The sequence below is a fragment of the Bradyrhizobium prioriisuperbiae genome, assembly GCF_032397745.1.
GTDB lineage: Bacteria > Pseudomonadota > Alphaproteobacteria > Rhizobiales > Xanthobacteraceae > Bradyrhizobium_A > Bradyrhizobium_A prioriisuperbiae.
The window spans coordinates 2090461-2108827 of sequence record NZ_CP135921.1 but is presented as its reverse complement, the minus strand read 5'-3'; the positions used below and the strand labels follow the sequence as shown (position 1 = coordinate 2108827).

Sequence of the window (18367 nt, the reverse complement as noted above, 5' to 3'; positions counted from 1 at the left end):
TCATGAGGCGGGTTGTGGTGACGGGGATGGGGATCGTCTCGTCCATCGGAAACAACACTCAGGAAGTGCTTTCGAGTCTTCACGAGGCAAAGTCCGGCATTTCGCGCGCAGCCAAGTATGCCGAGCTCGGCTTCCGCTGCCAGGTGCATGGCGCGCCGAGCCTCAATCCCGCTGACGTCGTCGATCGCCGCGCAATGCGCTTCCTCGGCGAGGGCGCGGGCTGGAATCATATCGCCATGGAGCAGGCGATCCGCGATGCCGGCCTCGAAGACGGCCATGTGTCCAACGAACGCACCGGCATCATCATGGGGTCGGGCGGCCCGTCGACGCGTACCGTGGTCGAGGCCGCCGACATCACCCGTACCAAGGGACCAAAGCGTGTCGGACCGTTCGCGGTGCCGAAGGCGATGTCGTCCACGGCGTCGGCGACGCTCGCCACCTGGTTCAAGATCAAGGGCGTGAACTATTCGATCTCGTCGGCCTGCGCCACCTCGAACCATTGCATCGGCAATGCGTACGAGACCATCCAGATCGGCAAGCAGGATATGATGTTCGCCGGCGGCTGCGAGGAGCTGGACTGGACGCTGTCGGTGCTGTTCGATGCCATGGGTGCGATGTCGTCGAAATACAACGATACGCCGACGACCGCGTCGCGTGCCTATGACGTCAACCGCGACGGCTTCGTCATCGCCGGCGGCGCGGGCGTGGTGGTGCTCGAGGAGCTCGATCATGCCAAGGCGCGCGGCGCGAAGATCTATGGTGAGGTCGTCGGCTATGGCGCGACCTCCGACGGCTACGACATGGTGGCACCATCAGGCGAAGGCGCCGAGCGCTGCATGCGGATGGCGCTGTCCACCGTGAAGGGACCGATCGACTACATCAATCCGCATGCCACCTCGACGCCGGCAGGCGATGCCCCGGAAATCGCTGCGATCCGCAAGGTGTTCGGCGCCGGCGAGAAATGCCCGCCGATCTCCGCGACCAAGTCGCTCACCGGCCACTCTCTCGGCGCCACCGGCGTGCAGGAGGCGATCTATTCGCTGTTGATGATGAACAACGGTTTCATCTGCGAGAGCGCCAACATCCAGGAGCTCGATCCGGCGTTCGCTGACATGCCGATCGTGCGCAAGCGCGTCGACAACGCCAAGGTCGGAACCGTGCTGTCGAACTCGTTCGGGTTTGGCGGCACCAATGCCACGCTGGTGTTCAAGCGGCTGGATGCGTGACGTCGACTGGGCAGATCTTCGTCTGTTGCGCGGCTGCGAAATTTTCGCAATCACACGTTTTGTAGCACGCATCACGCGCCGTCGCGTGTGGTGACTGGATTCCTTAATAACGGAGCGTCGTCATGACCGGGTTGATGCAAGGCAAACGCGGGCTGATCCTCGGCATCGCCAACGATCATTCGATCGCGTGGGGCATCGCCAGGACGCTGCATGCGCACGGCGCCGAACTCGCCTTCACTTATGCGGGCGAGGCGCTGGCGAAACGGGTCAAGCCGCTGGCGGAATCGCTTGGTGTCGACACAGTGCTGCCCTGCGACGTCGAGGATATCGCCAGTGTCGATGCGGTGTTCGATGCGCTGAAGAGCAAGTGGGGCACACTGGATTTCGTGGTGCACGCGATCGGCTTCACCGACAAGAACGAACTCCGCGGCCTGTATGCCGACACCACGCGGGAGAATTTTTCGCGCACCATGGTGATTTCGTGCTTCTCGTTCACGGAAATCACCAAGCGCGCGGCGGCGATGATGCCATCAGGCGGCTCGATCATCACCCTCACGTTCGGGGCCTCGCTGCGCGCGATGCCGAATTACAACGTCATGGGCGTGACCAAGGCGGCGCTGGAAGCCTCGGTGCGCTATCTGGCCGCCGACTATGGCGGCCAGAACATCCGCGTCAACGCCATCTCCGCGGGCCCGGTGCGCACGCTGGCCGGCTCCGGCATCGGCGAATCCCGCGCGATGTTCGCCTTCCAGGAGAAGCATTCGCTGCTCGGACGCGGCGTCACTCTTGATGAACTCGGTGGCTCGGCGCTGTATCTGCTGTCGGAGCTGTCCGGCGGCGTCACCGGCGAAATTCACTACGTCGATTCCGGTTACAACGTGGTGCTGATGCCGAAGCCGAGCGCACTGAAGGCCGACGAAGCCTGACCTGATCGTTATGCCTGTCTTGATGAATCAGCATCGCCGGTTGGCGGCGTTGAGCGGCCGCTTTGTCGGGACTGACCACGTTGCGCCGACGCAGTGGGGCCTCGGTGGCGCGGCAGACGCAGAGTTGTCCGCATCGCTGACACTCGAGGGCTTCTGGCTAACGCTCGATCATGTGCAGCGCCGCGACGGCAAGGCTATCTTTGAAGCGCACGCGCGTATCACCTGGGATACCGAGACATCTGATTATGCGATGGCCTGGTTCGACAGCTACGGCTTCGTGCCGCCGGCGCTCGCGCGCGGCGACTGGACAGGCTCCGACCTGGTCCTGATCAGGACCTCGCCGCGCGGCATGGCGCGGCACTCATTTCGTGTTGCCGGCGAGGACGGGCTCTCGACGGTGGTCGAGAATTCGTTCGACGGCGGCGCGTCCTGGTCGCTGGTGATGGCCGGCAAATATCGACGCGTGTGAGGCGCCGGGAGTCTTTACAACAGCCGTGTGCTCAAGCCGCCAGCGCCATGGCGCGCTGGAACGCGGGCCGGGCGACGCAGCGTGCGAGATAGCGGTCGAATGACGGCCGTGCCGGCACCATCTTGAAGATGTTGATCGCGAAGTTCAGACCTGCACCGATCAGGATGTCGGCCGCGGAAAATTTTTCGCCGAGAATCCACGGCCCCTTTTCGAGTGCCTTGTCGAGCACGTCGAACACCTGGGTCGCCTCGCCCCAGCCCGCGGTCGACGTCGGCACCTGAATCTTGGTGAAGATCTGCATCACCGCCGCCTCGATGCAGGTCGAGGCGAAAAACATCCAGTACAGATAATGCGCGCGGCGGGGATCGCCGACCGGCGGCGCCAGCCCGGCATCCGGGTAACGCTCGGCGACATAGGCGCAGATCGCGGCGGCTTCGCCCAGGCCCACATCGCCATCCCTGAGCGCCGGCACCTTGCCCATCGGATTGACGGCGAGAAACTCGGGGGTCTTCTGCGCGCCGGTCGAGATGTCGGTCAGCACCCGCTCATAGGGCTGGCCGGTCTCCTCCATCAGCCACAGGCCGGTGAACGATCGCGAGCGGGGCGAATAATACAGTTTCATCATGACGGGGACTCCGGCTGACGTGATGGCGACCACGGAACTGATGCAGACGAGTTGTCTCTTCTTGCAGCTAAATGCGGATAAAATCCATCGGCCGTGGCGTCGCCGGGAGAAATATATGCTGCGACCGATCAGCCGGCTATCTCGAAGGTCCCTCGCCGAAAGCGAGCTCAAGACAATGGGCCCGCCAGGTTTGAACCTGGGGGCCCATCGAGAGGGTCTGTATCGGGGCGGCCTTCACACGGAAGCGCCGCCCTGCGTTTGAGCTGGAAGGCCTCGTAGACCCTCCGCTGCGATCAGGCGAGATCGAAGCGGTCGGCGTTCATCACCTTGGTCCATGCCGCCACGAAGTCCTTGACGAACTTCTCCTTCGAATCGGCGGCGGCATAGACCTCGGCAAGGGCGCGCAGCTGCGAGTGCGATCCGAAGATCAGGTCCGCACGGGTGCCGGTCCACTTGACCGCGCGGGTCTTGCGATCATGCCCTTCGTACAAGTGCTCGGAGCCTGCGACCGGGTCCCACACGACGCGCATGTCGAGCAGGTTGACGAAGAAGTCGTTGGTCAGCGTCTCCGGCTTGTCGGTGAACACGCCGTGCTTGGACTTGCCGACATTGGCGCCGAGCACACGCAGGCCGCCGACCAGCACGGTCATTTCCGGCGCGGTCAGCGTCAGCAACTGGGCGCGATCCACCAGCAGGGCCTCGAACGACACGGGATGCTTGCCGCGGATATAGTTGCGGAAGCCGTCAGCCGTCGGTTCGAGCGCGGCAAAGGAGTCGACGTCGGTCTGTTCCTGTGACGCATCCATGCGGCCCGGCTTGAAGGACACCTTCACGTCGTATCCGGCATCCTTGGCTGCTTTCTCGACCGCAGCGGAACCACCCAGCACGATCAGGTCGGCGAGCGAGACTTTCTTCCCACCGGCGTTGAACTCCTTCTGGATCGCTTCGAGCTTGCCGAGCACCTTCGAAAGTTCAGCCGGCTGGTTGACCTCCCAGTCCTTCTGCGGAGCAAGCCGAATGCGCGCGCCGTTGGCGCCGCCGCGCTTGTCGGAGCCGCGAAACGTCGATGCCGAGGCCCAGGCCGTCGAAACCAGCTCCGACACGGTGAGGCCGGAGGCCAGGATCTTGGCCTTCAGCGCCGCGATGTCCTGATCGCTGACCAGTTCGTGGTCGACGGCCGGAATCGGATCCTGCCAGATCAGCTCTTCCTTGGGGACAAGCGGGCCGAGATAACGCACGGTCGGGCCCATGTCGCGGTGGGTCAGCTTGTACCAGGCGCGTGCGAACGCGTCGGCGAACTGATCCGGATTCTCGTAGAAACGCCGCGAGATCTTTTCATAGGCAGGATCGATGCGCAGCGCGAGGTCGGTGGTCAGCATGGCCGGGGCGTGACGCTTCGACGGATCATGCGCGTCCGGCACGGAGTTGGCACCGGCGCCGCCCTTGGGCGTCCACTGGTGTGCGCCGGCCGGGCTCTTGGTCAATTCCCAATCGTAGCCGAACAGGTTCCAGAAGAAGTTGGTGCTCCACTTTGTCGGGGTCGAGGTCCAGGTGACTTCGAGACCGCTGGTGATGGCGTCACCGGCGATGCCGGTCGCATGCTTGCTCGACCAGCCGAGGCCCTGCTGCTCGATGCTGCCGCCTTCCGGCTCGACACCGACCAGCGTCGCGTCGCCCGCACCGTGGGTCTTGCCGAAGGTGTGACCGCCGGCGATCAGCGCCACCGTCTCTTCGTCGTTCATCGCCATGCGCGCGAACGTTTCGCGGATGTCGCGCGCCGAAGCGAGCGGGTCCGGCTTGCCGTTCGGGCCTTCCGGATTGACGTAGATCAGGCCCATCTGCACGGCGCCGAGATGACCATGGAGTTCGCGGTCGCCGGTGTAGCGCTGATCATCCAGCCATTTGGCTTCGGGGCCCCAGTTGACGTCCTGCTCGGGCTCCCAGACGTCGGCGCGGCCGCCGGCGAAACCGAAAGTCTTGAAGCCCATCGACTCCAAGGCAACGTTGCCGGTGAGAATCAGGAGGTCAGCCCAGGACAGCTTGCGGCCGTATTTCTGCTTGATCGGCCACAGCAACCGGCGCGCCTTGTCGAGGTTGGCGTTGTCAGGCCAGCTGTTGAGTGGCGCGAAGCGCTGCTGTCCGGCACCGGCGCCGCCGCGGCCATCGCCGATGCGGTAGGTGCCGGCGCTGTGCCAGGCCATGCGAATGAACAGCGGCCCGTAATGGCCGAAGTCTGCCGGCCACCAATCCTGCGAATCCGTCATCAAGGCGTGCAGGTCCTTGATCACGGCATTCAGGTCGAGGGTCTTGAATTCCTTGGCGTAATCAAACGCTTCGCCCATCGGATCGGATAGGTTCGATTGCTGGTGCAGAATCCCCAAATCGAGCTGGTTCGGCCACCAGTCCCGGTTCGCGGGTGCAGGGGTTCCGCCCGAAAACGGGCATTTGGTTTTGTCATCCATCGTGGCCTCCTCTGAGAATTCCAAGTGCAACTAAAAGTCTGGTTAGAACCACTCTACGTAGCAGATATCATCAGGTAAAATTGACTTTAATGATTACAGCAATAAGATAATCTGATGAATAATGTCACGCTCCGGCAGCTTCGTTACTTCGATGCGCTGGCACGTCATGGCCACTTCGGACGCGCGGCGGAATCGTGCTCGATCTCGCAGCCGGCGCTGTCGATGCAGATCAAGGAGCTGGAAGAAATCCTGGGGGGCGTGCTGATCGAGCGCGGCGCGCGGCAGGTCGTGCTGACGCGATTCGGAGAAGATCTCGCCCGACGCGCCCGCGACATCCTGCGCTCGGTCGATGAACTCGGAGATTTTGCGCGGGCGTCGCGCGACCGGCTGGTGGGCCAGTTGCGCATCGGCATGATCCCGACCATTGCCCCTTATCTGCTGCCTGAAGTGATCGGCAACCTCACGCGCCTGCATCCCGAACTGGACATTCATGTCCGCGAGACGGTGACGCCGAAGCTGATCCAGGAGCTCGCCGGAGGCCGGCTCGATACGGCGATCGTTGCTCTGCCGGTGTCCGAGCCTTCGCTAACCGAGGTCGCCTTGTTCAACGAAAATTTCCTGCTGGTCAGGCCGGACTCCGACAAGGCAACGCCGGTGCCCAGTATCGAAACGCTGCGCGAGATGAGGTTGCTGCTCTTGGAAGAAGGGCACTGTTTTCGCGATCAGGCGCTGTCGTTTTGCAAAATGCAGACGCCGCCGCGGGAAGTGCTGGAAGCGAGCTCGCTATCGACGCTCGTTCAGATGGTCAGCGCCGGCATTGGTGTCACCTTGATTCCGGAAATGGCGGTGGCGGTGGAAACCCGTTCGGCGCCGGTGTCCGTCGCGCGTTTCAAGAATCCGCAACCCGCGCGCACCATCGGCATGGTCTGGCGCAAGACAAGCCCGCTGGCGCGGCAGTTGCTGCAGATTTCCGAGGTGATCTGTCTGTCGGCCGAGACGTTGCGCGCGCGGCATCCCTCGGAGGCGTGATCGCATGATAGAAAGCCGCCATGCTTCGTTCGAAGCACGGCGGCTTTGTCGACGATACGGCAGCGTCATCAAGCCCTACGATTCATCCGACGCCAGCAGCACTTTCCAGATGATCGCGCCGATGGCGGCGCCGATCAGCGGCGCGACCCAGAACAGCCACAGCTGGGACACCGCACCGGTCTGCGCAAAGAACGCCACGGCGGTCGAGCGTGCAGGATTGACCGACGTGTTGGTGACCGGGATCGAGATCAGGTGAATCAGCGTCAGGCCGAGGCCGATGGCGATCGGTGCGAAGCCGGCCGGAGCCGCTTTCGACGTCGATCCCAGAATGATGATGAGAAACGCAGCCGTCAGCACCGTCTCCGCCAGGAACGCGGCGAACAGGCTGTAATGCCCGGGTGAGAGATCGCCATAGCCGTTGGACGCGAAGCCGCCCGGCTTGAAACCGGGAGCGCCGGACGCGATGGCGTAAAGCACCGCCGCCGCCACCAGGCCGCCAGCGACCTGGACGATCCAGTACGGGATGAGTTCGCTCCAGCTGAAGCGATTGCCGATCGCCAGGCCAAGCGAGACCGCAGGATTGAAGTGACCGCCCGAGATGCCGCCGACGGCATAGGCCATCGTCAGCACCGTCAGTCCAAACGCAAACGAGACGCCAACGAAGGCGATGCCGAGCTGCGGAAAGCCCGCAGCGAGAACAGCGCTTCCACATCCACCGAACACCAGCCAGAACGTTCCGAAGAACTCTGCCGCGAGCTTTCTCGTCATTGCTTTCCCCTGATCACCAACGCGCGGTTGAATCGCGCGTTACTTGATATCAAAAGGCGGTGCTCAGTTCTACTGAGCCGCGCGGCCGCAAATTTAAGCCGTTGATTTTGCTCAAATCGAAAGCGAATTTGGTTTCGTCAGGGGAGGCTCGTGCCGGTCATGCTGCACTGCTTCCATGCGCGCGAATCACAGGCCTGAACGAAAAAGGGCGGCCTCGCGGCCGCCCTTTCCGACTCCGGTATTTTCAAACGACGTGGATTACTCGCCGGCGGCTTCGCGCGGCTCGCTGCCCGCGTTGGGCTTGGCTTCGAGGTCTTCGCCGGTGGTCTGGTCGACAGCCTTCATCGACAGCCGAACCTTGCCGCGATCGTCGAGGCCGAGCAGCTTGACCTTGACCTTGTCGCCTTCCTTGACGACGTCGGAGGTCTTCTGCACGCGGGCCGCGGCGAGCTGGCTGATGTGAACCAGGCCGTCCTTCGGGCCGAAGAAGTTCACGAACGCACCGAACTCCATCACCTTGACCACGGTGCCGTCATAGATCTGGCCGACTTCCGGATCGGAGGCGATCGACTTGATCCACTTGATGGCTGCGCGGATCGATTCGCCATTGGCGGACGCCACCTTCACGGTGCCGTCGTCCTCGATGTTCACCTTGGCGCCGGTCTTTTCCACGATTTCGCGGATGACCTTGCCGCCGGTGCCGATCACTTCACGGATCTTGTCGGTTGCGATCTGGAACACTTCGATGCGCGGGGCGTGTTCACCGAGTTCGGCACGTGCCGCGGTGAGAGCCTTCGCCATTTCGCCGAGGATGTGAATACGACCATCCTTGGCCTGACCGAGAGCGACCTTCATGATCTCTTCGGTAATGCCGGCGATCTTGATGTCCATCTGCAGCGAGGTGACACCCTTTTCGGTGCCGGCCACCTTGAAGTCCATGTCGCCGAGATGATCCTCATCGCCGAGGATGTCGGACAACACTGCATAACGATCGCCTTCCAGGATCAGGCCCATCGCGATGCCCGCGGTCGGCCGCTTCAACGGCACGCCGGCATCCATCAGCGCCAGCGAGGCGCCGCACACCGAGGCCATCGACGACGAGCCGTTGGATTCGGTGATCTCCGACACCACACGCAGGGTGTAGGGGAACTCGTGATGCAGCGGCAGGATCGGATGGATCGCGCGCCAGGCCAGCTTGCCGTGGCCGATTTCGCGGCGGCCGGGCGAGCCCATGCGGCCGGTTTCACCGACCGAGAAGGGAGGGAAGTTGTAGTGCAGCAGGAAAGTCTCTTTGTATGTTCCCGGCAGCGCGTCGATGTACTGCTCGTCCTCACCGGTGCCGAGCGTGGTCACCACCAGCGCCTGGGTTTCACCGCGGGTGAACAGCGCCGAGCCGTGGGCGCGCGGCAGTACGCCGACTTCGGCGACGATGTTGCGCACGGTCTTGGAGTCGCGGCCGTCGATGCGCTTGCCGGTGTCCAGGATGTTCCAGCGAACGATCTTGGCTTCCAGTTCCTTGAACACGCCGGCGATACGCAGCTTGTCGAACTTCGGCTCGGCACCTTCCGGGAAGAAGTGCGCCAGCACCTTGGACTTGACGACGTCGACAGCCTTGTAGCGATCCTGCTTCACCGGAATGGCGTAAGCGGCGCGCAGCTCCTGCTCGGCGAGACCGAGCATTTCCTTTTCGATCTCGGAATTGTCGATGGTCGCGATGTCGCGCGGCTCCTTGGCCGCCTTTTCCGCGAGCTCGATGATCGCCTTGATCACCGGCTGCAGGTGGCGATGGCCGAACATCACGGCGCCCAGCATCACCTCTTCCGGCAATTCCTTGGCTTCGGATTCCACCATCAGCACGGCGTCGCCGGTGCCGGCGACCACCAGTTCGAGCTGGCTGTCGGCCATCTCGTCGAGCTGCGGATTGAGCACGAACTCGTTGTCGATGAAGGCGACGCGAGCGGCGCCGATCGGGCCCATGAAGGGCACGCCCGACAGCGTCAGCGCGGCGGAGGCCGCGACCATCGCGACAATGTCCGGATCGTTCTCGAGGTCATGGGACAAAGTGGTGACGATGACCTGGGTGTCGCAACGATAGCCGTCGGCGAACAGCGGACGGATCGGGCGGTCGATCAGGCGGGAGATCAGCGTCTCGCGCTCGGTCGGACGACCTTCGCGCTTGAAGTAGCCACCGGGAATGCGGCCGGCCGCATAGGTCTTTTCCTGGTAGTTGCAGGTGAGCGGGAGGAAATCGATGCCTTCCTTCGGCTTCTTGGCGGAGACGACGGTCGCGAGCACGATGGTCTCGCCGTAGGTCGCAATGACGGCGCCATCGGCCTGGCGCGCAACTTTTCCGGTTTCAAGCTTGAGGGGACGTCCGCCCCAATCCAGTTCGACTGAATGTACATTGAACATCGTAATTATCTTTCATCGGTTTTTCGACGGCCGGACGCCAAAAACACCAAAGCCATGCCAAGATGGCGAGACGCTGCGTGCAAATGAATTGCGACGTCAGCGTCCGGCGATCCTGCCATGGCTTTCATGCTTCGAATAACGTCTGTCCTTCGATTCACGGGCCCCTTGCCCGTCACCGCCTGCCGCCGTATTGCGGCGGGCGGATCATGCAGGTCGCCGTGACTTGTTCACGATAAGCGGCCTGCATGACAAAACGCGCGCAGGTTGTGCGCGCGTGGACTTGTCTTAACGACGGATATTGTGCCGCTCGAGAAGCGCCTTGTAGCGCGCCTCGTCCGTCTTCTTCACATAATCGAGAAGCGAACGGCGGGTGGACACAAGCTTGAGCAGACCACGACGGGAATGATTATCCTTGACGTGGGTCTTGAAGTGCTCGGTCAGGTTGGTGATGCGCTCCGAGAGGATCGCGACCTGGACTTCCGGCGAACCCGTGTCGCCGGACTTCTTTGCATTCGTCTTGATGACTTCCGCTTTGCGTTCTGCGGTAATCGACATCGTCAAACACCTTCGTTGCGACTGGAACTGGCTGTCAGCCCGGTCAGGTTGAACACGCGCTTGGGGATGAGTTCGCCATTGCCAATTTCGGCGAGGGCCAGCAAACGGCCTCCGACGGTGACATAGACTGTGCCGCTCGAATTGGGCGCATCCCGTCCGCGCAACAAGACGGCCTGGCCCCGATGGAGCCTTGCCGCATCCGCCCGTGTGACGGCCAGTGCCGGGATGTCGTCCAGCGCGGTCTCAACGGGCAAAAGCGCGTCGGCGAGGCTAGCCCCACCGGACGCGGCTCTATCGCACAAAGCCTCCAGTTGTTCCAGTGGAATCATGTCGTTTTCGACGAACGGGCCCACCAGGGTCCGGCGCAATGCGCTGATATGGCCATAACAGCCCAGCAGCCGGCCAAGGTCCCGGGCCAGCGCCCGGACATAGGTTCCCTTGCCGCATTCGGCCTCGAATACCGAACGGTCGCTATCCTTCTGTTCCACAAGGATTAATTCGTGAATCTCGACCGGGCGCGGCTTCAGTTCCACCACCTCGCCGTCGCGGGCAAGGTCATAGGCGCGCTCGCCCTGGATCTTGATCGCCGAATATTGCGGCGGGGTCTGCTCGATCAGCCCGGTGAACTGCGGCAGCAGGGCGCGGATCGCCTCGGCGGTCGGGCGTTCCGTGCTGGTGGCCGTGGCCCGGCCCTCGGTGTCGTCGGTATCGCGCTCCTCGCCCCAGGTCACGGTGAAGCGGTAACGCTTGCGGCCGTCCATCACGAACGGGACCGTTTTGGTGGCTTCGCCGAGTGCGATCGGCAGTCCGCCGGAGGCCAGCGGATCGAGCGTGCCGGCGTGGCCGGCGCGCTTGGCCTGGAACAGCCGCTTGATCACCGCGACCGCGTGGGTCGACGTCATGCCGATCGGCTTGTCGAGAATCACCCAGCCGTGCACGTCACGCTTGTCGCGCTTCGGCTTGCCGGAGCGATCGCCGCCCTGCTGTCCGCGATGTTGTCCGCGCGATTGCTGCGGCTGCTGTTCCCGATGCGCGCGGAAATCCGGCTCGCTGTTAACGGCCTGCGAACCAGCAAATTTATTTTGCGCATGCTCGTTCGAATCATCCGAAGGGGCGAGATCGATGTCGTTTTGCGGATGTCCGTTCATTCGTTTTCGTCCGATTCTTGTCTGAGATCTTTTTGAACCGCAGGTGTTCTCAGTAGCTTCTCTATTCGTTCCGCCTCGTCGAATCGTTCGTCAACGCGAAAGCGAATATCAGGCGCAAATTTTAAGTTAATGCGCCGCGCAACTTCACCGCGGAGAAACTTCTTGTTGCGTTCGAGCGCGGCGAGCACCTTGTCGATGCCCTGACCGCCGAGCGGCATCACATAAACGGTGGCGAGCTTGAGGTCCGGCGACATCCGCACTTCTGGAATGGTGATGATGTGACCTTCGAGGTCCGGATCGTGCACGCTGCCTTGCGACAGCAGGTCGGCCACCGCATGGCGCACCAACTCGCCGACGCGCAGCTGACGCTGCGAACCTTCGGTGCTGGAAGCCTTGCTGCCAGAAGCCTTGTTTCCAGAAGGCTTGCCTGGACCGCGTTGTTGATGGCGGGGCATGATTTGAAATCTGCTCATTGCCTCACGAACTGGGGACGCGCGGCAGGCCGCGCGCCTCATCGTGAGTGATTAAAAGATTTATGGCCTCATCGCGAGCAGCCGCTCAAACGGGCTGCTCGCGAAATGAGGTCGGTTCGTAATGCGATCCCAAACTCGATGTAAGACTTGGACTTACAGCGAGCGCTGGATCGTCTCCACACGATAACACTCGATAACGTCGCCGGGCCGCATGTCCTGATAATTTTCGAACGACATGCCGCATTCCTGACCGGAGACGACTTCCTTGGCGTCGTCCTTGAAGCGCTTGAGTTGCCCAAGCTTTCCTTCATGGATGACCACGTTGTCGCGGATCAGGCGCACATTGGCGCCGCGTTCCACGGTTCCGTCGGTGACGCGGCAACCCGCGATCTTGCCGACCTTGGAGATGTTGAACACCTCCAGGATCAGGGCGTTGCCGAGCATTGTCTCGCGCAGCGTCGGCGCGAGCAGGCCGGACATCGCCTTTTTCACGTCATCCACCAGATCGTAGATGATGTTGTAGTAGCGGATTTCGATGCCGTTGCGCTTGGCGAGATTGCCGGCTTCCTTGTGCGCACGCACATTGAAGCCGATGATCGCGGCATTGAAGCCTTCAGCCAGCGTCACGTCGGATTCGCTGATGCCGCCGACGCCTGCATGCAGGATGCGGGCTGCGACTTCATCGGTGCCGAGCTTCTCGAGCGAGCCGAGGATCGCTTCGAGCGAGCCCTGCACGTCCGCTTTGATGACCAGCGGGAAGTCCTTGCGGCCCGTGGTCTTGAGCTGCGACATCATCTGTTCGAGCGAACCGCGCATGCCGGAGATGCTGGCGGCGGACTTTTCGCGCTTCTGGTGGGCGCGATAGTCGGTCACTTCGCGGGCGCGGGCTTCGTTCTCGACCACCGCGAGCCGGTCGCCGGCCTCCGGCGGACCGTTGAAGCCGAGCACTTCGACTGGAACCGACGGACCGGCCTCGTCGAGCGAGACGCCTTGATCCGAAATCAGGGCGCGGACGCGGCCCATTTCGGCGCCGGCGACAATGATGTCGCCGATGCGCAGCGTGCCGCGCTGTACCAGCACGGTCGCCACCGGGCCACGGCCGCGATCGAGCTTGGCTTCGATCACGGTGCCTTCCGCCGGACGATCCGGATTGGTCTTGAGGTCGAGCAAGTCGGCCTGCAGCGCAATCATCTCGAGCAGTTTGTCGAGATTGGTCTTGTTCTTGGCGGAGACCTCGACATCGACGACTTCACCGCCAAACGATTCGACTTGAACCTCGTATTGCAGCAGTTCGGTGCGGACACGCTCCGGCTTGGCATCGGGCTTGTCGATCTTGTTGATGGCGATGATCATCGGCACCTTCGCCGCCTTGGCGTGGTTGATCGCCTCGATCGTCTGCGGCATCACGCCGTCGTCGGCGGCCACCACCAGCACCACGATATCCGTCACCTTGGCGCCGCGGGCGCGCATCGCGGTGAACGCGGCGTGGCCCGGGGTGTCGATGAAGGTGATCTTCTTGCCGCTCTCCGGCGAGGTCACCTGATAGGCGCCGATGTGCTGGGTGATACCGCCGGCTTCGCCGCTGACCACATTGGCGTGGCGCAGCGCGTCGAGCAGCGAGGTCTTGCCGTGGTCGACGTGACCCATCACGGTCACCACCGGCGAACGCGGCGTCTGATCGGTGGCATGATCGTCGGCAACGTCGAACAGGCCTTCCTCGACGTCGGATTCGGCGACGCGCTTGACGGTGTGGCCGAGTTCTTCAGCGATCAGCTGGGCCGTGTCGGCGTCGATCACGTCGGTGATCTTCACCATCTGGCCCTGTTTCATCAGCATGCGGATCACGTCCACGGCGCGCTCCGCCATGCGGTTGGCGAGCTCCTGGATGGTGATGGCTTCGGGAATCACCACCTCGCGAATCAGCTTTTCCTTCGGCTCGTTCGACTGATGACCCTTCAGCCGCTGGGTGCGGCGGCGGAATGAGGCAACCGAGCGTTCGCGAACATCGTCGGCGGTCAGTGCGGTGACCAGCGTCAGACGTCCCCGCTGCTTGGCCGGCGCCGGCTTGGCGGTCGGCTTGGGCGCGATGACGGGGCGCGCGGCGCCGCCGGGACCACGGCGGATCTGGCGCGGACCGTCATCCTCGTCCGGCTCGGCCGGAACTCCGGCCGGGCGGGCCGCGGTCGTGATGGCCGGGCGTGCGGGCGTGGTGCCAGTCGCGGGGCGAGCGCCCGCGGCGGGGCGTGCCGCTGCCGGCGCAGCCGAGGTCGCCGCCTGCTGCTTGGCTTCTTCCTCGCCGAAACGCTTCTTGGCTTCGAGTTCGGCCTTGCGCTTGGCTTCGGCCTCCAGGCGATGGCGGTTGGCTTCCTCGCGCTGGCGCGCTTCGGCGGCTTCGCGTTCCTGCTGCTCCTTGAATTCCTTGGTGTTGCGGCGCGCGGCCTCTTCCTCGGCGACGCGGCGCTCTTCCTCTTCGCGGACCTTGGCATCGGCGAGCGCCAATGCGCGCGCGCTGCGCTCGTCCTCGGTCAAAGTGCGCAGCACGACGCCCGAACCGCCACGGGGCGGCGGAGCCGGACGGGACGGCGGGGTCGGGCGCGGGGGAGCGACGGGCGCAGCTTTCACCGGCGGTTCCGGCGCACGCGGTGGGGCTTCGCTCGGCCCTGGCCCTTCACCGGGCAAGCGACGCTTGGTCCGTTTTTCGACCACCACCGACTTGGTGCGGCCGTGGCTGAAACTCTGGCGCACGACGCCGGTCTCTGTGCGCGGCTTCAGCGACAGAGTTTTCGAACCGACGCTTAGCGTCTTGTCGCCAGGATTCTTCGTCTCAGCCATTCAGTCATCCCTAATCTCGTTGGGCGCGCCAGCGCGCCGCGTCACTCGGTCCAAGCCGTCTGCTTCAGACGTCCTTTGACTTTGAAATTTTTGTCACCCGGCGGTCCGGTTCAGCGCGAAACCGGACGACGCGTCGGCAGCGGGCAAGGACGGTTTCGGCCGCCGAGCCCGCGCGCAGGGCAGCATGTATCACATTTGACCGCCCTAGTGCCAAATCCAATTCTGCAGAGGTCAATGCGTTGAGAACCGGAATTTCACCGGTTTCGCCCGCGATTTGCCGCGCTGTCGCGTCCAGCTTGCGGATTCCATCGGCGGCGCCGTCGGAGGCATGGATCAGGGCGGCGGTTTCGCCCCGCTGCAGCGCGGTTTCCACCTTGCTGAAGCCGGAGACCACGGCGCCCGCCTTGCCGGCCATGGCCAGCGCCTCGATCAGGCTGCGGACCATCAGATTTTCGGTTTCGGCCAGGAAATCCGGCGAAACGCGCACATCGCGCTTGAATCCGCGGCCGAATACGCCGCGCTTGACGGCCTCCGCGACCGTTCCTTGCGCGGCCGAAACCCACAGGCCCCGGCCGGGCAGCTTGCGTTTCAGGTCGGCGACCACCTGGCCGTCGGGCGCGACCACGAACCGGATCAGGTCCTCGATCGGCTGCACCTGCCGCGTGACCGCGCACATCCGTTCGGTCCCGGACTTTGCGGTCCGGGGTCCGTCGTCAAGATCTGCGGGTTCGAGGGCTGCCAGCATGCGAGGGCATGACCTTACGCCGGATGATCGTCGGCGGCGTCGGGCGCTGCCGGCTTGACGAGGTCAGCCTCCGAGATCCATCCCGCCGCGACGCGTGCCTGCATGATCAGGGCTTCCGCATCTTCCCGTGACAGATCCGCGGCTTCGACGAAGCCCGGATGCTTGGTGGTCTCGCCGTCCTTGCGCTCGGTCCAGCCGGCGAGGTCGTCGGTGGCGCAATCGGCCAGGTCCTCGATGGTCTTGACGCCGTTCTCGCCGAGCTTGACCAGGATTTTCAGATTGGTGCCCGGCACCGTCTTCAGCGCCTCATCGACGCCCAGCTCCTTGAGCTTGGCGTCGAGTTCGGCTTCCTGCTGCTCAAGGTATTCCCGGGCGCGGTTCTGCAGTTCCTGCGCGGTTTCCTCGTCGAAGCCTTCGATCCCTGCGAGTTCCTTGATATCCACCAATGACAGTTCCTCGACCGACGAAAAGCCTTCCGACGCGAGCAGTTGCCCGACGACTTCGTCGACGTTGAGCGCTTCCATGAAAACGCGGGTTGAATTTTCGAAATCGGCCTGGCGCCGTTCCGATTCCTCTTGTTCGGTAAGGATGTCGATGTCCCAGCCGGTCAGCTGCGAGGCAAGTCGGACATTCTGCCCGCGGCGGCCGATTGCAAGCGACAATTGGGTATCGGGGACCACGACTTCAATACGCTCGCGGTCTTCATCGATCACGACCTTGGCGACTTCGGCCGGCGCCAGCGCGTTGACCACGAAGGTCGCGATGTCGGGCGACCACGGAATGATGTCGATCTTCTCGCCCTGCAGCTCGTTGACCACGGCCTGCACGCGCGAGCCGCGCATGCCGACGCAGGCGCCGACCGGATCGACCGAGGAATCCCGCGAAATCACGCCGATCTTGGCGCGCGAGCCCGGATCGCGGGCCACCGCCTTGATCTCGACGATGCCGTCGTAGATTTCGGGTACTTCCTGGGCGAACAGCTTCGCCATGAACTGCGGATGGGTGCGGGACAGGAAAATCTGCGGTCCGCGGGTCTCGCGGCGGACGTCGAACAGATAGGCGCGGACACGGTCGCCGTTGCGGAACAGTTCGCGCGGCAGCATCTCGTCGCGGCGCACGATGGCTTCGCCACGGCCCAGATCGACGATCACGCTGCCGTATTCGACCCGCTTGACGGTGCCGTTGACGATATCGCCGATGCGATCCTTGAATTCCTGGTACTGCCGGTCGCGCTCGGCTTCACGGACCTTCTGCACGATCACCTGCTTGGCGGACTGGGCCGCGATGCGCCCGTATTCCAACGGTGGCAGGGTGTCGGCGATGGTGTCGCCGACCTGCGCGCCCGGATTGGCACGCTGTGCGTCGACCAGCGAAATCTGGTTTGAGGAATTCTCGACCTGTTCGACGACCAGCATGTGACGCGACAGCCGCAACTCGCCCTTCTTGCCATCGATTTCGGCATGCACGTCGGTTTCGCTGCCGTAGCGCGCCCGCGCCGCCTTGGCGATGGCGTCCTCCATCGCCGCGATCACGATCGAGCGGTCGATCGATTTTTCGCGCGCGACAGCGTCGGCGATCTGCAGAAGTTCGAGCTTGTTGGCGCTGATAGCGGCCATGGTCCTAGTCTCCTTCGTGGTGCCCGTTGCGCTGGTTTTGCGCATCGAGCCGGTGTTGCTTGGTGTTGGTCGGTTTGGCTTTCGGCTTCGGTTTCGGCGTTGGCTTCCTCGGCGGCGCGGCCATCGATTTCTGACGATCGCGCTTTGCATGGGACGGCGGCGGCGGCGCGAGACCGAGATCCTCGCGCAAGTCGCGTTCGGCCGCCTTGCCCCGGCGCATCGATTCCGCGATCAATTCATCGGTCAGCACCAGCCGCGCATCGTTGATGTCTTCCATCACCAGCGCGACGTCGGCCACCTCATCGGCACGCGCGTCGTCACGGCGCAGGTTGAGGCGGTCGCCCTCCACCCCGGTCAGGGTGCCACGAAACCGCTTGCGGCCCTCATGGGCGACGGCCATTTCGATTTTGACCAGATGGCCGGTATAGCGCTCGAAATCGCTGCGGCGGACCAGTGGCCGGTCGATGCCCGGTGAGGAGATCTCCAGGCGATAGGCCCGCTCGATCGGATCGGCGATATCGAGCACCGGCGATAGCGCCCGCGAGACCGCTTCGCAGTCCTCGATCAGCATGGTGCCGTCGGGCCGCTCCGCCATGACCTGCACGGTGCAGCCGGCTTCACCGGATACCTTGATCCGGACCAGACGATAACCCATGCCCTGCAGCACCGGGCCGGCGACCGCGGCAACACGCGCGGCAACGCCCGGCTCGACCACCAGACGGGGTTCGTCCAGCAATTCGTCGATCGCAGGCTGCGCGGTTGGATCGTTTATGTCCGAAGTCAAAATCCCAAACCCGATTTAAGGTTAAGCGTCGTCTAATGTCCCGTTCCGGCGCCCGGTCAGGGAGCCCCGATCGCTCGCTGCCATCGCGGGCGTGGGCGTGTTTCCCGCATTGCTGCGGTCCGTTTCCAAGCCTGTTTCAGGTAATAAAAAAGAGCGGGTCCCCGGAGGAGCCCACTCTCAATACGCGATCGTATGAGACGTCTTTAGTGGTGCCAATATAGCCTTTTCTTGCGCGCTGGGCAAGGGCGCTGACCCCTCACTTGCGGCCGTTTCGGTTCCATTTCATCCGATCAAGCG

General features: G+C 63.4%; 15 protein-coding genes. 4 read left to right on the top strand and 11 right to left on the bottom strand.

Translation table 11 applies throughout. The annotated features are described in order from the left end of the window. The first annotated feature begins 2 nt into the window (after positions 1 to 2). The 3 genes from fabB to RS897_RS09825 all read left to right on the top strand — a co-directional run bounded on the left by fabB (position 3) and on the right by RS897_RS09825 (position 2621). Complete coding sequence (gene fabB, locus RS897_RS09835) at positions 3 to 1226, top strand: beta-ketoacyl-ACP synthase I (RefSeq protein WP_315836377.1); 1224 nt, start codon at positions 3 to 5, stop codon at positions 1224 to 1226. A gap of 122 nt (positions 1227 to 1348) precedes the next feature. Then, entirely contained in the window at positions 1349 to 2152 is an 804-nt protein-coding gene (gene fabI, locus RS897_RS09830; protein WP_315836376.1) for an enoyl-ACP reductase FabI, read from the top strand. A 22-nt stretch (positions 2153 to 2174) separates the two neighbouring features. Then, on the top strand, positions 2175 to 2621 hold the full coding sequence (locus RS897_RS09825) for a DUF1579 family protein (RefSeq protein ID WP_315836375.1): 447 nt from the start codon (positions 2175 to 2177) through the stop codon (positions 2619 to 2621). Positions 2622 to 2652: 31 nt separating this feature from the next. On the opposite strand, the gene RS897_RS09820 is transcribed toward RS897_RS09825, so the two are convergent. Together RS897_RS09820 and katG are read right to left on the bottom strand one after the other, a co-directional pair. Continuing rightward, positions 2653 to 3246 (bottom strand): glutathione S-transferase family protein, encoded by a 594-nt coding sequence (locus RS897_RS09820; protein ID WP_315836374.1) that lies wholly within the window; start codon positions 3244 to 3246, stop codon positions 2653 to 2655. A 293-nt stretch (positions 3247 to 3539) separates the two neighbouring features. Further along, positions 3540 to 5708 carry a catalase/peroxidase HPI gene (gene katG, locus RS897_RS09815; RefSeq protein ID WP_315836373.1) on the bottom strand — a complete coding sequence of 723 codons (2169 nt, stop codon included), beginning with the start codon at positions 5706 to 5708 and terminating at the stop codon, positions 3540 to 3542. Positions 5709 to 5822: 114 nt separating this feature from the next. Here katG and RS897_RS09810 point away from each other — a divergent pair, with 114 nt between their 5' ends. Next, a complete protein-coding gene (locus RS897_RS09810) occupies positions 5823 to 6737 on the top strand; it encodes a LysR substrate-binding domain-containing protein (protein ID WP_315836372.1) in 915 nt (304 codons plus the stop codon). 75 nt (positions 6738 to 6812) lie between these two features. Here the strand turns inward: RS897_RS09810 and aqpZ are convergent, their stop codons facing one another. The 9 genes from aqpZ to rimP form a co-directional block, all read right to left on the bottom strand. Then, a complete protein-coding gene (aqpZ, locus tag RS897_RS09805; RefSeq protein WP_315836371.1) occupies positions 6813 to 7505 on the bottom strand; it encodes an aquaporin Z in 693 nt (230 codons plus the stop codon). Positions 7506 to 7763: 258 nt separating this feature from the next. Further along, the gene (gene pnp / locus RS897_RS09800; RefSeq protein WP_315836370.1) at positions 7764 to 9917 is read right to left on the bottom strand and encodes a polyribonucleotide nucleotidyltransferase; all 2154 of its coding nucleotides are present in this window, start codon (positions 9915 to 9917) and stop codon (positions 7764 to 7766) included. Between the two features lie 285 nt (positions 9918 to 10202). Then, entirely contained in the window at positions 10203 to 10472 is a 270-nt protein-coding gene (gene rpsO / locus RS897_RS09795) for a 30S ribosomal protein S15 (RefSeq protein WP_315836369.1), read from the bottom strand. Positions 10473 to 10474: 2 nt separating this feature from the next. Next, positions 10475 to 11620 carry a tRNA pseudouridine(55) synthase TruB gene (gene truB, locus RS897_RS09790; RefSeq protein ID WP_315836368.1) on the bottom strand — a complete coding sequence of 382 codons (1146 nt, stop codon included), beginning with the start codon at positions 11618 to 11620 and terminating at the stop codon, positions 10475 to 10477. After that, positions 11617 to 12075: a 30S ribosome-binding factor RbfA gene (gene rbfA / locus RS897_RS09785; RefSeq protein WP_315836367.1), complete on the bottom strand. Its 459-nt coding sequence runs from the start codon at positions 12073 to 12075 to the stop codon at positions 11617 to 11619. Before rbfA ends, truB begins: the two co-directional genes overlap by 4 nt. A 171-nt stretch (positions 12076 to 12246) precedes the next feature. Beyond that, the gene (gene infB / locus RS897_RS09780) at positions 12247 to 14925 is read right to left on the bottom strand and encodes a translation initiation factor IF-2 (protein WP_315836366.1); all 2679 of its coding nucleotides are present in this window, start codon (positions 14923 to 14925) and stop codon (positions 12247 to 12249) included. Between the two features lie 64 nt (positions 14926 to 14989). Continuing rightward, complete coding sequence (locus RS897_RS09775) at positions 14990 to 15670, bottom strand: RNA-binding protein (protein ID WP_315836365.1); 681 nt, start codon at positions 15668 to 15670, stop codon at positions 14990 to 14992. 14 nt (positions 15671 to 15684) lie between these two features. Beyond that, the gene (gene nusA, locus RS897_RS09770) at positions 15685 to 17286 is read right to left on the bottom strand and encodes a transcription termination factor NusA (RefSeq protein ID WP_315836364.1); all 1602 of its coding nucleotides are present in this window, start codon (positions 17284 to 17286) and stop codon (positions 15685 to 15687) included. Between the two features lie 4 nt (positions 17287 to 17290). Beyond that, the gene (rimP, locus tag RS897_RS09765) at positions 17291 to 18058 is read right to left on the bottom strand and encodes a ribosome maturation factor RimP (protein ID WP_315838574.1); all 768 of its coding nucleotides are present in this window, start codon (positions 18056 to 18058) and stop codon (positions 17291 to 17293) included. Positions 18059 to 18367 lie beyond the last annotated feature (309 nt).

What these genes read in the sequence shown, in the direction of transcription:
- aqpZ (WP_315836371.1), bottom strand. Translation starts at nt 7,505, where the DNA reads ATGACGAGAAAGCTCGCGGCAGAGTTCTTCGGAACGTTCTGGCTGGTG.
- infB (WP_315836366.1), bottom strand. Translation starts at nt 14,925, where the DNA reads ATGGCTGAGACGAAGAATCCTGGCGACAAGACGCTAAGCGTCGGTTCG.
- pnp (WP_315836370.1), bottom strand. Translation starts at nt 9,917, where the DNA reads ATGTTCAATGTACATTCAGTCGAACTGGATTGGGGCGGACGTCCCCTC.
- RS897_RS09825 (WP_315836375.1), top strand. Translation starts at nt 2,175, where the DNA reads ATGAATCAGCATCGCCGGTTGGCGGCGTTGAGCGGCCGCTTTGTCGGG.
- RS897_RS09820 (WP_315836374.1), bottom strand. Translation starts at nt 3,246, where the DNA reads ATGATGAAACTGTATTATTCGCCCCGCTCGCGATCGTTCACCGGCCTG.
- fabI (WP_315836376.1), top strand. Translation starts at nt 1,349, where the DNA reads ATGACCGGGTTGATGCAAGGCAAACGCGGGCTGATCCTCGGCATCGCC.
- fabB (WP_315836377.1), top strand. Translation starts at nt 3, where the DNA reads ATGAGGCGGGTTGTGGTGACGGGGATGGGGATCGTCTCGTCCATCGGA.
- truB (WP_315836368.1), bottom strand. Translation starts at nt 11,620, where the DNA reads ATGAACGGACATCCGCAAAACGACATCGATCTCGCCCCTTCGGATGAT.
- rbfA (WP_315836367.1), bottom strand. Translation starts at nt 12,075, where the DNA reads ATGCCCCGCCATCAACAACGCGGTCCAGGCAAGCCTTCTGGAAACAAG.
- rpsO (WP_315836369.1), bottom strand. Translation starts at nt 10,472, where the DNA reads ATGTCGATTACCGCAGAACGCAAAGCGGAAGTCATCAAGACGAATGCA.
- RS897_RS09810 (WP_315836372.1), top strand. Translation starts at nt 5,823, where the DNA reads ATGAATAATGTCACGCTCCGGCAGCTTCGTTACTTCGATGCGCTGGCA.
- nusA (WP_315836364.1), bottom strand. Translation starts at nt 17,286, where the DNA reads ATGGCCGCTATCAGCGCCAACAAGCTCGAACTTCTGCAGATCGCCGAC.
- RS897_RS09775 (WP_315836365.1), bottom strand. Translation starts at nt 15,670, where the DNA reads ATGCTGGCAGCCCTCGAACCCGCAGATCTTGACGACGGACCCCGGACC.
- katG (WP_315836373.1), bottom strand. Translation starts at nt 5,708, where the DNA reads ATGGATGACAAAACCAAATGCCCGTTTTCGGGCGGAACCCCTGCACCC.